At 64.4% G+C, this 13,561-nt stretch carries 15 protein-coding genes; 13 read left to right on the top strand and 2 right to left on the bottom strand.

The window, feature by feature from the left end:
• Positions 1–37: 37 nt before the first annotated feature.
• The 9 genes from nagZ to surE all read left to right on the top strand — a co-directional run bounded on the left by nagZ (position 38) and on the right by surE (position 7,398).
• Positions 38–1,066, top strand: a complete 1,029-nt coding sequence (nagZ, locus tag ABIB80_RS28275) for a beta-N-acetylhexosaminidase (protein WP_007590653.1) — start codon at positions 38–40, stop codon at positions 1,064–1,066.
• A complete protein-coding gene (locus tag ABIB80_RS28270) occupies positions 1,063–1,902 on the top strand; it encodes a segregation and condensation protein A (RefSeq protein ID WP_007590654.1) in 840 nt (279 codons plus the stop codon). The genes nagZ and ABIB80_RS28270 overlap by 4 nt, the downstream gene beginning before the upstream one ends.
• Before the next feature lie 21 nt (positions 1,903–1,923).
• Positions 1,924–2,676 carry an SMC-Scp complex subunit ScpB gene (scpB, locus tag ABIB80_RS28265; RefSeq protein WP_007590655.1) on the top strand — a complete coding sequence of 251 codons (753 nt, stop codon included), beginning with the start codon at positions 1,924–1,926 and terminating at the stop codon, positions 2,674–2,676.
• A gap of 167 nt (positions 2,677–2,843) precedes the next feature.
• Positions 2,844–3,080, top strand: coding sequence for a twin-arginine translocase TatA/TatE family subunit (locus tag ABIB80_RS28260; protein WP_007590656.1), 237 nt, complete (start codon positions 2,844–2,846; stop codon positions 3,078–3,080).
• 88 nt (positions 3,081–3,168) lie between these two features.
• Positions 3,169–3,744 carry a Sec-independent protein translocase protein TatB gene (gene tatB / locus ABIB80_RS28255; RefSeq protein WP_007590657.1) on the top strand — a complete coding sequence of 192 codons (576 nt, stop codon included), beginning with the start codon at positions 3,169–3,171 and terminating at the stop codon, positions 3,742–3,744.
• Positions 3,741–4,553, top strand: a complete 813-nt coding sequence (tatC, locus tag ABIB80_RS28250) for a twin-arginine translocase subunit TatC (protein WP_219683152.1) — start codon at positions 3,741–3,743, stop codon at positions 4,551–4,553. The genes tatB and tatC overlap by 4 nt, the downstream gene beginning before the upstream one ends.
• Before the next feature lie 211 nt (positions 4,554–4,764).
• Positions 4,765–6,051, top strand: a complete 1,287-nt coding sequence (gene serS / locus ABIB80_RS28245; protein ID WP_354128850.1) for a serine--tRNA ligase — start codon at positions 4,765–4,767, stop codon at positions 6,049–6,051.
• A gap of 95 nt (positions 6,052–6,146) precedes the next feature.
• The gene (locus ABIB80_RS28240) at positions 6,147–6,509 is read left to right on the top strand and encodes a hypothetical protein (protein ID WP_007590660.1); all 363 of its coding nucleotides are present in this window, start codon (positions 6,147–6,149) and stop codon (positions 6,507–6,509) included.
• A gap of 103 nt (positions 6,510–6,612) precedes the next feature.
• On the top strand, positions 6,613–7,398 hold the full coding sequence (surE, locus tag ABIB80_RS28235; protein ID WP_219685501.1) for a 5'/3'-nucleotidase SurE: 786 nt from the start codon (positions 6,613–6,615) through the stop codon (positions 7,396–7,398).
• Between the two features lie 18 nt (positions 7,399–7,416).
• On the opposite strand, the gene ABIB80_RS28230 is transcribed toward surE, so the two are convergent.
• Positions 7,417–7,788, bottom strand: coding sequence for a response regulator (locus ABIB80_RS28230; RefSeq protein WP_007590670.1), 372 nt, complete (start codon positions 7,786–7,788; stop codon positions 7,417–7,419).
• 226 nt (positions 7,789–8,014) lie between these two features.
• Here ABIB80_RS28230 and ABIB80_RS28225 point away from each other — a divergent pair, with 226 nt between their 5' ends.
• Both ABIB80_RS28225 and ABIB80_RS28220 read left to right on the top strand, forming a co-directional pair.
• Positions 8,015–8,665 (top strand): protein-L-isoaspartate(D-aspartate) O-methyltransferase, encoded by a 651-nt coding sequence (locus tag ABIB80_RS28225; RefSeq protein ID WP_007590671.1) that lies wholly within the window; start codon positions 8,015–8,017, stop codon positions 8,663–8,665.
• A 109-nt stretch (positions 8,666–8,774) separates the two neighbouring features.
• The gene (locus tag ABIB80_RS28220; RefSeq protein WP_007590672.1) at positions 8,775–10,163 is read left to right on the top strand and encodes a LysM peptidoglycan-binding domain-containing M23 family metallopeptidase; all 1,389 of its coding nucleotides are present in this window, start codon (positions 8,775–8,777) and stop codon (positions 10,161–10,163) included.
• 155 nt (positions 10,164–10,318) lie between these two features.
• Here ABIB80_RS28220 and ABIB80_RS28215 read toward each other — a convergent pair whose 3' ends face one another.
• Positions 10,319–11,347, bottom strand: coding sequence for an ATP-binding protein (locus ABIB80_RS28215; RefSeq protein ID WP_007590673.1), 1,029 nt, complete (start codon positions 11,345–11,347; stop codon positions 10,319–10,321).
• Between the two features lie 180 nt (positions 11,348–11,527).
• On the opposite strand from ABIB80_RS28215, the gene yajC reads away from it, so the two are divergent.
• Both yajC and secD read left to right on the top strand, forming a co-directional pair.
• Positions 11,528–11,893 carry a preprotein translocase subunit YajC gene (gene yajC / locus ABIB80_RS28210; protein WP_007590674.1) on the top strand — a complete coding sequence of 122 codons (366 nt, stop codon included), beginning with the start codon at positions 11,528–11,530 and terminating at the stop codon, positions 11,891–11,893.
• Positions 11,894–11,952: 59 nt separating this feature from the next.
• A complete protein-coding gene (gene secD / locus ABIB80_RS28205) occupies positions 11,953–13,557 on the top strand; it encodes a protein translocase subunit SecD (RefSeq protein WP_007590675.1) in 1,605 nt (534 codons plus the stop codon).
• The last annotated feature ends 4 nt before the right edge of the window (positions 13,558–13,561 follow it).

Here is a 13,561-nt window from a genome sequence, read left to right as displayed (position 1 = left end):
TCCTTGACCGTCTCGCGGGTCAGGGTTAATCGGCCGTATGAGCACGCGGGCCTTCATTACCGGCGTTTCCGGAACGGAACTAACTGCCGCCGAGCGGGAGTTTATCCGCAGCGAACGCCCATGGGGCTTCATCCTCTTCAAGCGCAACGTCGAGACGCCAGCTCAAGTTGCTGCACTCGTTGCGGAATTGCGGGCGGTCGCGGGTTTCGCTGATGCCCCTGTCCTGATCGACCAGGAGGGTGGACGGGTGCAGCGCCTGGGGCCGCCGCTTTGGCCGGTCTATCCACCGGGCGCTATTTTCGCGGGTCTCTACGATACTGATTCGGCGCTCGGGCTGACCGCGGCGCGCCTCAGTGCCCGGCTGATCGCGGCCGATCTCGGGGATCTCGGCATTACCGTGGATTGCTTGCCGCTGGCCGACGTGCCGGTGGCTGGCGCCAACGCCGTCATCGGGAACAGGGCCTACGGCACCGAACCGGGAAAAGTCGCCGCGATCGCCCGCGCGGTCACCGAGGGCCTGGAAGAGGGGGGCGTGTTGCCGGTGCTCAAGCACATCCCCGGCCATGGCCGAGCTACGGCCGATACCCATTTCAATCTGCCGACCGTCGACACGTCGCGAGACGAACTGGAGCGCACCGACTTCGCGGCGTTCATGCCTTTGGCGGATTTGCCGATGGCCATGACTGCACATGTTGTGTTTAGCGCGGTCGACCCCGCCCATCCGGCGACGACATCTGCGACAATGATCGCTGAGGTGATTCGCGGCACAATCGGGTTCCAGGGTTTGTTAATGAGTGATGACGTGTCGATGAACGCGCTGTCGGGCAATATCGCCGAGCGGACCCGCGCGATTTTTGCGGCCGGTTGCGACATGGCCCTGCATTGCAACGGCAAGATCGAGGAGATGCGTGAGGTCGCCGGCCAGACACCCGAACTGGCGGGCAGGGCGCTGGAGCGGGCGAACGCCGCGCTCGCGGCGCGTCGAGGACCGCAACCGTTCGATCGCGCGGCCGCACGCGCCGAACTGGACGCATTGATCGCACGGGCAAACACGGCATCGGCATGACCGCAGAAATCCTATCGTTTGAAACCGGGCGGCCCGCAGAGCTCGCCGAGGGTGAGCCGGCGTTGGTGGTGGACGTCGAGGGCTATGAGGGTCCGCTCGACCTGTTGCTCGCACTGGCGCGGCAGCAGAAGGTCGATCTCGCCAAGATCTCGATCCTGGCGCTCGCCGACCAGTATCTCCACTTCATCGAAGCCGCGCGAAAGATCCGCCTCGAGCTTGCCGCCGACTATCTCGTGATGGCGGCCTGGCTCGCCTTTCTGAAATCGCGCCTGCTGCTGCCGGAGCCGCCGAGTGCGGAAGGCCCGAGCGCCGAGCAGATGGCGACGGCGCTCGCCAACCGCCTGCGCCGGCTGGAGGCCATTCGCGAAGCCGCCAACCGGCTGATGAACCGGCAGCAATTGCTGCGCGACATCTTCCCGCGCGGCGAGCCCGAGCAGATCGCCGAGATCAAGCATCCGAAATACACCGCAACGCTCTATGACCTGCTCACCGCCTATGCCGCGCAGCGCCAGTCGCGCGTGCTGGCGAGCGTGCATCTCGCCAAGCGCACGGTGTGGTCGCTTGCGGAGGCGCGCGCCACGCTGGAGCGGCTGGTCGGCAGCATCAGCGAGCAAGACGATTGGGGCGTTCTCGACGATTTTCTGCTGCAGCACGTCGCCGATCCGACGCAGCGCGCGACGGTGCTCGCCTCGAGTTTCGCGGCTGCGCTCGAACTGGTGCGCGAAGGTCAGCTCGAGCTGAATCAGAAAGAGGCGTTTGCGCCCATCTATTTCCGGAAGGGGCGCCCCAAGCCGGTCATGGACGCAGCTCCTGCGCCCGATGCGCCGGTCGCTTAAGTGCAACAAGGAGAATCTGCCATGGCAAGCCTGGCTGAAGTGCGGGTAGAAGAGGCCGAGCCGATGGAGAACGAGTCCCAGGCACGTCCCGAAGAATTGCGGCTGCTGGAAGCGCTGCTGTTCGCTTCGAATGAACCGCTGGACACCGCGACGCTGGCCAAGCGCATGCCCGAGGGCGTGGACGTGAAGGCCGCGCTTGAGCAGTTGCAGGCCGACTATTCCTTGCGCGGCGTGAATCTCGTCCGGGTTGCCAACAAATGGACCTTCCGCACGGCGGGCGATCTCGCCTGGCTGATGACCCGCGAGAGCACCGAAACCCGCCGCCTGTCGCGCGCCGCGATCGAGGTGCTCGCAATCATCGCCTATCACCAGCCGGTGACGCGCGCCGAGATCGAGGAGATCCGCGGCGTCGTCACCTCGAAAGGCACGCTGGACGTGCTGCTGGAAACCGGCTGGATCAAGCCGCGCGGCCGTCGCAAGACGCCGGGCCGTCCCTTGACCTTCGGAACCACCGAGGACTTCCTGTCGCAGTTCACTCTGGAACAGCTCGGCGATCTGCCGGGTTTGGAGGAGCTCAAGGGCACGGGCCTTCTGGATTCGCGTCTGCCGACCGGATTCAGCGTGCCGACGCCGTCGGATGACCCGACTTTGCGTGAGGACGAGGATCCGCTGGAACCTGGCGAGGACCTTGATCTCGCGCTGGCGCCTGCGGTCGAGCCCGAGACGCCGCCGGAAGGCGGCAATGAGGGCGGCGAGGGCGGTAGCGAGGACTGACGTCCCGGCCTTCTACCGGCCACCTGCGACCAGTTAACACTAGCAAAATTACGTAGCGCCAACAGCGAATTGGCGCTGCCTTGGTCCTTGTTTTTGACACCTGCCAAGCCTAGGTTTCGGTGAAGATCGGCCGGGTCCCCGGCCATGCGCGTTTGGAGGGTTGCAGGATGGGTTCACTCAGCATTTGGCACTGGGTCCTGGTGATCGCAGTGGTCCTGCTGCTGTTCGGTCGCGGCAAGATTTCGGATCTGATGGGCGACGTGGCGCAGGGCATCAAGGCGTTCAAGAAGGGCATGCAGGACGACGACAAGGTCGCCGACAAGCCCGAGCCGGCCAAGTCCATCGAGCACAACAATGCCGCGCCGACCGCGGCACGGTCCGACATCGGCAGCAAGGCCGTCTGAGCCAGAGAGCACGCGAGACGCGGGTAGCGGACCCGATCCTGCGCGCGAGGGATTGGGCTGGCTGCGGCTGGCGTGAACGGAAGACCTCATGTTCGATATCGGGTGGAGTGAACTGGTCCTGATCGGGGTCGTGGCCCTGATCGCCATCGGCCCGAAAGAGCTGCCGGGCGTACTGCGTATGGTCGGGCAGTGGATGGGCAAGGCGCGCAAGATGGCCGCCGAATTCCAGGGCCAATTCCAGGAGGCGATGCGCGAGGCCGAAATGGCCGACCTCAAGAAGAGCTTCGACGAGGTCAAGGAAGCGGCTTCCGGGTTCGCCGGCAACAATCTGATGACCTCGCTTCAGAAAGACGTCAGCGACGCGCTCCGCGTCGATGCGCTGGACAAGCCGGCCGAGACCTCGACCACCGCCGCTGTTGAGCCGCCGGCGACTTCAAGCGAAGCGCTGGCGACTTCAAGCGAATTGCCGGCGACGCCCACCACGCCGGAAGCGCCGACGCCCGAGACCTTCGTAGAGGCCGAGGCACATGCGGCGGTGAACGAGCCGCTCGCCATCACCCGTGAGGTCGAGCAGGCGCAGGTCGCTCAAGGTTCGGTCACGCAAGATTCGGTCATCCAGGACACTGCGCCGGCCGAGGCGATCAAGGACGCCAAAGCGTCATGAGCGCCGCCGATATCGAGGCCAGCAAAGCTCCCCTGATGGACCATTTGATCGAGCTGCGTTCGCGGCTGATCAAGGCGCTCCTTGGCTTCGGCGTTGCCTTCATCTTCTGCTTCTTCTTCGCCAAGCAGATCTACAACGTGCTGGTCTGGCCGTTCGTGTGGGTCGCGGGTCCCGAGAACTCGAAATTCATCTACACTGCGCTGCTGGAATATTTCATTACTCAGCTCAAGCTCGCGCTGTTCGGCGCCGGCTTCATCTCGTTCCCGATCGTTGCGACGCAGATCTACAAGTTCGTCGCTCCGGGCCTCTACAAGCACGAGAAGCAGGCCTTTCTGCCTTATCTGGTCGCGACCCCGTTCTTCTTCGTGCTGGGCGCAGCACTGGTCTATTTCGTCGTGCTGCCGATGCTGGTCCGCTTCTCGCTCGGCATGCAGCAGGCTGGCAGCGACGAGACCGCGCAGATCCAGCTGCTGCCCAAGGTCGGTGAATACCTGTCGCTGATGATGTCGCTGATCTTCGCCTTCGGCATCGCCTTCCAGCTTCCGGTGATCCTGACGCTGCTCGGGCGCATCGGCATCGTCACGTCAAAAATGCTGCGCGAGAAGCGCCGCTATTTCATCGTCGTCGCCTTCGTCATCGCGGCCGTTCTGACCCCGCCCGACGTGCTTAGCCAGTGCTCGCTCGCGATCCCCTTGCTCGCGCTCTACGAGGGCTCGATCATCGCGGTGGGAATTGTGGAGAAGAAGGCGGCAACTTCAAAGGCCACCACCGGCACTGACGTATCGACGCCGGCTAATCCGGCGGAGTAGGGCGCCCTGACCTCCGCTGTCATTCCCCGCCTTGTGCGCAATTGCGCCCTGGGGCGGGGAATCCAGTACGCCGCGGCCTCTCGGGGGAATCACTGACGTCTCTGGAATACTGGATCGCCCGCTTTCGCGGGCGATGACAGAGTGCTAGGGAGACGCGCTGACGTACAACGTTTGCCGTTGTATGTTTACGCGCTGCCCCAGGACCTCGGCCATGCACGATATCAAATCGATCCGCGACAACCCGCAAGCCTTCGACGCCGGCCTCGCACGACGCGGCCTGAAGCCGATGTCGGCGTCGCTGCTAGCGATCGACGAGACCCGGCGTGCGGCGATCCTGGCTTCCGAGCAGGCGCAGGCGCGGCGCAATGCGGCCTCAAAGGAAATCGGCGATGCCAAGAAGGCCAAGGACGAGGCGCGCGCGGCGAAGCTGATGGCGGAAGTTACCGAACTCAAGACGACGATGCCGCAGCTCGAGGCCGCGGCGAAGTCCGCCGACGAGGAGCTGACGAAAGAGCTCTCCGCGATTCCGAACCTGCCGCTCGACGAGGTACCCGATGGCGTCGACGAGCACGGCAACGTGCAGCACCACGTCTTCGGCAACAAGCGCAACTACAGCTTCGCGCCGAAGCCGCACGACGATCTCGGCAACGCGCTCGGCTACATGGATTTCGAGGCAGCGGCAAAACTCTCGGGTGCGCGCTTCGTCGTGCTGAAGAAGGGGCTGGCGCGGCTCGAACGCGCGATCGGCCAGTTCATGCTCGACCTGCACACCAACGAGCATGGTTATACCGAGATCAACCCGCCGCTCTTGGTGCGCGAGCAAACGGCCTATGGGACGGGTAACCTTCCCAAATCCGCCGAAGATATGTTTTGCACGCGGGAAGGGATGTGGCTCATACCCACGGCTGAAATGCCGCTGACGAACCTGGTTCGCGAATCCATCGTGGACGAGAGGGAGCTGCCGATGCGCCTGACAGCGTTGACGCCGTGTTTTCGGGCGGAAGCAGGGGCGGCAGGCCGCGACACGCGCGGCATGATCCGGCAGCATCAATTCACAAAAGTCGAGTTGGTGTCGATTGCAACGGCCGAAACCAGCAAGGACGAGCATGAGCGGATGCTCGCTTGCGCCGAAGAGGTGTTACGGCAGCTCGACCTGCATTATCGCGTGATGACGCTCTGCGCAGGGGATATGGGTTTTGCGGCGCAAAAAACCTATGACATCGAGGTCTGGATGCCCGGGCAGGGCGATGGCGGCATGTTCCGCGAGATCTCGAGCTGCTCGGTGTGCGGCGATTTCCAGGCCCGCCGGATGGACGCGCGCTCGCGCGGTCCCGACGGCAAGCCGCGTTTCGTGCACACCTTGAACGGCTCCGGCACTGCCGTCGGCCGCGCGCTTATCGCTGTGATGGAGACCTACCAGCAGGAGGACGGCTCGATCGCGGTCCCCAGCGTACTGCAGCCCTATATGGGCGGGCTGAAGGTGGTCGCACGCGACTAGGCGTGCTGCCAATCTGAAACGGTCGAAACGTTTGGTTGCGAAGATCGGGCGGCCGGTTATCCTGCCGGCCACCCGACAACGCGAACCCCTCGTTCATGGCCTTGCACCGCGACATCTTCTGGGTCGGCAGACAATGGGCGGTGACGGGTGCCGGCATCCAGGCTCTCGATCAGCGGCTGCGTGGCGTGTTCGACATCGGGATCACGCGGCTCTGGGACGACGATCTGGTCCAGAGCCGGCGGGCCAAGCCCGGTGTGAATGCCGCGGATTTCGACCAGGCACTGTCGCTGGCACGCGAACGCTTTCCGCAGGCGTCGGTAGCGGACCCGTTCGTCGCACAGCTGGAGACGCTCGGCGTCATCGAGGCGCCGATCGTGAGCCCGGTCGTGCCGGCGATGAAATTGCACGCCGAGGGCCGGCTGGCGCGCTTCCTGCCGCAATGGCGCGTTCGCCGATAGCCGGCCAAGCCGGTACCGGCAGCCGGCCCCGATCGGCCGGTTTGCCTGATCGGCCCCGGCCGGATAAGACGGCTGAGACCCGCTTCAGGAATCGACCTTTCCCATGCGCATTCTCTGCACAAATGACGACGGCATCCACGCCCCCGGCCTCAAGGTCCTGGAGGAGATCGCGCGCGCATTGTCCGATGACGTCTGGGTGGTCGCGCCTGAACTCGACCAGTCCGGCGTGTCGCATTCGCTGTCGCTGAACGATCCGCTGCGGCTGCGCGAGGTCGGCCCGCGGCACTTTGCGGTGCGCGGCACGCCGACGGACTGCGTCATCATGGGCGCGCGCCACATCCTCGGCGCCAAGCTGCCCGATGTCGTGCTGTCCGGCGTCAACAAGGGCCGCAACGTCGCCGAGGACGTGGTCTATTCCGGCACCATCGCCGGCGCGCTGGAGGGAACCATCCTGGGACTACCGTCTTTCGCCCTGTCGCAGGAGTTCAGCGTCGAGACCCGCGACCGACCGCTGTGGGACACCGCGCGCAAATTCGGGCCCGACATCCTGCGCAAGGTGATCGCCGCCGGCATCCCGAAGGACACCGTCATCAACGTCAACTTCCCGGCTTGCGCGCCGGAGGATGTGCTGGGCATTCGCGTGACGCGGCAGGGCAAGCGCAATCTCGGCTTCCTCAAGATCGACGAGCGCAAGGACGGCCGTGGCAATCCCTATTTCTGGATCGGCTTCGAGCGCACCGCGATGATTGATACACCCGCCGATGGCACCGATCTCGCGGCGCTGCGCGAACGCTACGTCTCCGTCACGCCGCTCCGGCTCGACCGCACCAACGAGGCGTTTTCGGAGGCGCTGAGTGCGACGCTTGAAGTAAGTCCGACGCTGAAGTAATCCGACTTGGAACGGGGCCTAGCCGCCGCGAAGCGCGGCTTCGATGGTCTTGCCGAGGGCGTCGAGCTGAAATGGTTTCTGAAGCGCCGGCCGATCGCGGTACTGCTCGGGCAGGCCGGAGGAACCGTATCCGGTGGCGAAGATGAACGGGCAGCCCTTTGCCTTGATGACGTCGGCGACCGGCGAGATGACCTTGCCGTTGACGTTGACGTCGAGAATGGCGATGTCGAACTCGGTTGCCTGGGCGAGCCGCATGGCTTCGGTGATGTCGCCAGCCTCGGCTGCGATCTTGTAGCCAAGCTCTTCGAGCATGTCCGCGACCATCATCCTGATCATCACCTCGTCTTCGACGAGGAATACAGAGCGGCCGGTAAGCCCCGTCGCGGTCATGGTCGAGTCCTTGCCCATTGTCAAAAACGTTCGCAGATAACATGAATCGACGCAATGCGCGTTTTGACGAACGGATGCATGAAAATGGCCGTCGCGGCTTGCCCGTTGCAAGCCAATTTGTGGTCAACTACTCCCATCCGAAGCCTATCATGGGTTCCCTGAGCCGGAACAAGAATCTAGCGCCCCAGCTCGGCGTCCCGGACCGCAAAGACAGCACAAGCAGGCAATGACTTCCCATCAGCACCCGCCGGAAAAGATGATGTTTCAGCTCACGCTGAGGCGTCGGGGCATCAGCGACCAGGCGGTCCTGCGGGCCATGGAGGAGGTGCCGCGCGATCAATTCGTCGACGACGCCGATCGCGACGGCGCGTATCGCGACAGCGCGCTGCCGATCGCCTGCGGGCAGACCATCAGCCAGCCCTTCGTCGTCGCCTACATGACCGAGCAGCTCCAGCTTCAGAAGAGGCACCGCGTGCTCGAGATCGGTGCCGGCTCGGGCTACCAGGCGGCGGTGCTGTCGCGGCTCGCCGGCCAGGTGTTGACGGTCGAGCGCTACCGCAAGCTTGCGGATGCCGCACGGATCAGGCTTGAAAAGCTCAACTATCACAACGTCGAGGTGATGCTGGGCGATGGCCTCAATCTGCCTCCCAATATCGGCCCGTTCGACCGCATCATCGTCACGGCCGCGATGGAGCAGCTCCCGGAGAACCTGGTCGAGCGGCTGGAGGTGGGCGGCATCCTGATCGCGCCCGTCGGTCCGCATCAGGGGGTGCAGACGCTGATCCGCCTGAGCCGGACGGAAGCCGGGATCGAGCGCAAGGAACTCGTCGAAGTCCGCTTCGTGCCGGCGCTGCCCGGCGTGGCGCGGGAGCTGTAGAATTCCGGATTGGCTGTGCTGCCAACATCTTATTGGGAGGGTTAAGCCGTTATTTACTCGGCGCGTGTTTACTTAAAACACCAGTTCTGTTGCGTACGAGTGAGTAACCATGTCCGTTGCCGCCGAGTTGCTTTACTCGCGCCGGGTGCCGCAGGTCGCGGTGCTGGCGCTGATCTCCTTCAGCTTCGCAGGGTGCAGCGCCGACATGTCGTCGCGCATGTCCCAGTCGAACTTCTCCAATCCCTTCGCGCAGGAATCGACCGGTTCGGTGCAACAGGCACCGCCGCCGCAGCGTGAGTTGCCGCAATATTCGCGGCCGCAGACCCAGTCCGGTTATTATCAGTCGCAGCCTTTGCCGCCGGCGGTGTCCGCGCCGCAATCCTACCCCGTTGCGGCAGGCGGCGTGTCCGGAGGCGGTCGCGGTGTCGGCTCCTACGCACCCCCGGCGCAGCCGCATCTGGAGACCACGGCCACCGTGCCGCCGCGCTCGGTCGCAGCCGCCCAGCCGGTCGGTGGAACCAAAATCATCGTCGGCACCAGCGATACGCTCGACCTGCTTGCCAAACGCTATCGCGTCACGCCGCAGGCGATTCTCGCCGCCAACGGCTATAAGGGGCCGCGCGCGCTCTCGCCCGGCCAGCAACTGATCATTCCGCACCAGGCTACGGCCGCTGCGCCCGCGCCGCTCATGGCTCCCGTTGCCGCTGCCCCCGCGATGGCGCCTGCTGCGAAGCCGGTTGCAGCCGTTGCCGCGCCGTCAAGCACGCACTTCGTGAACCACGGCGACACGCTCGCCAGCATCGCCCGCAAGAACCATATCTCGGCGGCTGAACTGGCCCGCGCCAATGGGCTCGATCCCTCTGCGAAACTGAAGCTCGGCACCAGGCTGGCCGTGCCCGGCGCCAAGACTGCCGCCGTCGCAGCACCGCTTGCCGCGGCTCCGGTCGGAGCCGCTCCCGTTGCCGGAACGCTGCAACCCGTTGCGGCCGCGCCTGCGCCCGCCACCAAGATGGCGGCCGTCGCGCCGGTGCAAAGCGCGCGCCTGGCCCAGGCCACTGCCAATGTCGAAGAGAAGACCGCTGAAGCTCCGGCGAAAGCTGCGGAGACCACCAGCGCGCTGCCGACTTTCCGCTGGCCGGTGCGCGGCAAGGTGGTCACGAGCTACGGCGCCAAGACCAATGGCAAGTCCAACGACGGCATCAATCTCGCGGTGCCCGAGGGTACGCCGGTCAAGGCGGCTGAAGACGGTGTCGTTGCCTATTCCGGCAACGAGCTGAAAGGTTATGGCAATCTCGTCCTGGTTCGGCACTCCAACGGCTACGTCACCGCATATGCCCATGCGAGTGAGCTGATGGTGAAGCGCGGCGATACCATCAAGCGCGGCCAGGTCATTGCCAAGTCGGGTCAATCCGGGGAGGTGGCGTCGCCGCAGCTCCACTTCGAGATCCGCAAGGGATCGAGCCCGGTTGACCCGCTTCAATTCCTGAACGGGGCGTGAGGCCAGCGTTGCCTCGGCACGAAAGCTGTCGTCGCACGGCTTGACCGGGCGACCCAGTACGCCGCAGCGTCTCGATCGATCAAAACTGTCTCTGGAATACTGGATTCCCCGCTTGCGCGGGGAATGACAGGTGTGAGTGCGGCTCTTAGCTCCCGCTACGTCGCCGTCAGCTTGACGCCGAGCCGTCCCGCAAGCTCCTGCACGAACTGCCAGGCGACGCGGCCGGAGCGCGAGCCGCGCGTCGTCGACCATTCAAGGGCCTCGCGCTCCAGCGCGTCATCGTCGACCTTGACGCCGAAATGGCTGCAATAGCCCCGCACCATCGCGAGATATTCGTCCTGGCTGCAGCGGTGGAAGCCGAGCCAGAGACCGAAGCGATCCGATAGCGAGACCTTCTCCTCGACGGCTTCGCCGGGATTGATCGCGGTCGAGCGCTCGTTCTCGATCATCTCGCGCGCCAGCAGATGGCGGCGGTTGGAAGTGGCGTAGAGGATGACGTTCTCCGGCCGACCTTCGATGCCGCCTTCGAGCACCGCCTTGAGCGATTTGTAGGACGCATCATTGCCGTCGAAGGAGAGATCGTCGCAGAACACGATGAAGCGGAAGGATGAGGCGCGAAGCTGCTCCATGAGCGCGGGCAGGCTCTCGATGTCCTCGCGATGGATCTCGATCAGCTTCAGTCTGTCGGCCGGTTTGCGCTCCGTGTTGATGCTGGCATGCGCCGCCTTCACGAGCGACGACTTGCCCATGCCGCGCGCGCCCCAGAGCAATGCGTTGTTGGCGGGCAATCCGTTGGCGAAACGCTCCGTGTTCTCCATCAGGATGTCGCGCATCCGATCGACGCCCTTAAGCAGGAACAATTCGACGCGGCTGACCCGCGGCACCGCGGCAAGACGGCCGTCCGGGTGCCAGACGAAAGCGTCCGCCGGCTTGAACGACTCGCGTTCGACGGCGGGCTTGCCTTGCGCGGAGAGGTGCGCCGCAATCGTCTCCAGCGCGCGAACGATGCGCTCCTGGGAGACGCTTTGGTTGGCCTTGGAAGTCGCCTTGGAAATCGTCTTGAAAGTCGCTTTGGAAGCAGCTTTGAGGGCTGCCTTGGGACGTTTTGCCGCGACGCGGGCTGGCTTCGCGGCAGGGGTGCGGGGGCCTTTGCCGGCCGGGCTTTTGCTTGGTTTTTGGGGCATGTCCGAAGTTCCTGAGAATGCAGCCTTATCGGGCCTGAGCGCGCGCCGCAAGGTGGCTAAAAGGGCGGTCTGGCAGCGTTGCAATTGGGGCAATGGCCGCTATAGTCCGCGCGAATTTGACCGAACCGGTCGCCATTTGGGCCTGACCGGTTTTCCCCCGTTCTCACGAGGATCGTCCGAATGTTGATTACCCCTGCGTATGCCCAGGCTGCGGGCGCCGGCGACACCAGCGGCATGCTGATGTCGCTGCTGCCATTCGCCCTGATCTTCGTGATCATGTACTTCCTGATTCTGCGTCCGCAGCAGAAGAAGGTCCGTGACCACGCTGACCTCGTAAAGAACATCCGCCGCGGCGACACCGTCGTGACCTCGGGCGGTCTCGTCGGCAAGGTCACCAAGGTCGTCGACGACGACCAGATCGAGTTCGAGATCGCCGATGGCGTGCGCGTGCGGCAGATGCGCTCGATGGTCTCCGGCGTGCGCGCCAAGGGCGAGCCGGCCAAGGAATCCAAGGAAAGCGCCAAGGACGACGCCGCGGCGAAGTGAGCGCTTCCGCGAGTCTCTCAAGTCTTCCTGCAAGTCTCCTGATCTGACAGGTCCAGTCGATGTTGTATTTCACGCGGTGGAAGGCGCTCGGGATCATCCTGACGGCGCTGATCGTGTGCCTCTGCGCGGTCCCGAACTTCTTCCCCGAAGCGCAGGTCAAGACCTGGCCCGCCTGGGCGCAGCGGCGGCTGGTGTTGGGTCTCGACTTGCAGGGCGGCTCCTCTCTGCAGCTCGAGGTCGATTCCAACTATGTGAAGAAGGAAAAGCTCGACCAGATCCGCGACGACGTCCGTCGCGTGCTGCGCGAGGCCAAGATCGGCTTCACCGGTGGCGTCACCGTGCGCAACGACGCGGTCGAGGTTCGCATCACCAAGGACACCGACGCGCAGCCGGCGCTCGCCAAGTTGCGCGAGCTTGCGCAGCCGATTGGCGGCCTGATGGGGTCCAGCGGTCAGCGCGACCTTGAGGTCGCCGATGCTGGTGGCGGATTGATCCGCCTCAGTATTCCAGAGGCCGCGATGCTCGACCGCATGCGCAAGACCATCGAGCAGTCGATCCAGATCGTTGAGAAGCGCGTCAACGAGCTCGGCACCGTCGAGCCCATCATCCAGCGTCAGGGTAATGACCGCATCCTGGTGCAGGTGCCGGGCTTGCAGGATCCCACCCATTTGAAGGAACTGTTGGGCAAGACCGCGAAAATGGAATTTCGCATGGTCGATCCCTCGGTGCCGCCGGACCAGGCGCAGCAGGGCCGGATTCCACCGGATTCCGAACTGCTGCCGGCGGCCACGCCGCCGCCGCCCAACTATGTGGTCAAGAAGCAGGTGCTGGTTGCTGGCGGCGACCTGACCAACGCCCAGGCGACCTTTGACCAGCGTACCAACGAGCCGGTCGTTAGCTTCACGTTCAATACCTCTGGAGCGCGCAAGTTTGCGCAGGCCACGCAGGAGAATGTCGGGGTGCCCTTCGCGATCATCCTCGATGGCAAGGTGATCTCGGCGCCGGTCATTCGCGAGCCGATCACCGGCGGCCAGGGCCAGATCTCCGGCAGTTTCACCGTGCAGTCGGCCAACGACCTCGCGATTCTACTGCGCGCCGGCGCCCTGCCTGCGCCGCTCACGGTGGTCGAGGAACGCACCGTCGGTCCGGGTCTCGGCCAGGACTCGATCGAGAAGGGCGAGCTTGCGGCTTACGTCGGCTCGATCCTGGTCGTCATCTTCATGCTCTTGACCTACCGGCTGTTCGGGGTGTTCGCCAACATCGCGGTGGCCATCAACGTCGCAATGATCTTCGGCCTGTTGTCGCTGCTCAGTGCCACGCTGACGCTTCCCGGCATCGCCGGCATCGTGCTCACCGTCGGCATCGCGGTGGACTCAAACGTGCTGATATATGAGCGCATCCGCGAGGAGTTGCGCGGCGGGAGAAGCCCGATCTCGGCGATCGATGCAGGCTTCAAGCGGGCGCTTGCGACCATTCTCGATTCCAACATCACGACCTTCATTGCCGCTGCCGTGCTGTTCATGATCGGCACCGGACCGGTGCGCGGCTTCGCAGTGACGTTGGGCATCGGAATCATCACCACGGTCTTCACCGCCTTCACCATGACCCGCCTGATCGTCGCATGGTGGGTGCAGTGGACGCGGCCGAAAACTGTGCCGATTTGATCAT

Source organism: Bradyrhizobium sp. i1.15.2 (genome assembly GCF_040548425.1).
In the GTDB taxonomy this organism is placed as follows: domain Bacteria; phylum Pseudomonadota; class Alphaproteobacteria; order Rhizobiales; family Xanthobacteraceae; genus Bradyrhizobium; species Bradyrhizobium canariense.
This window is presented reverse-complemented; position numbering and strand designations above follow the sequence as displayed.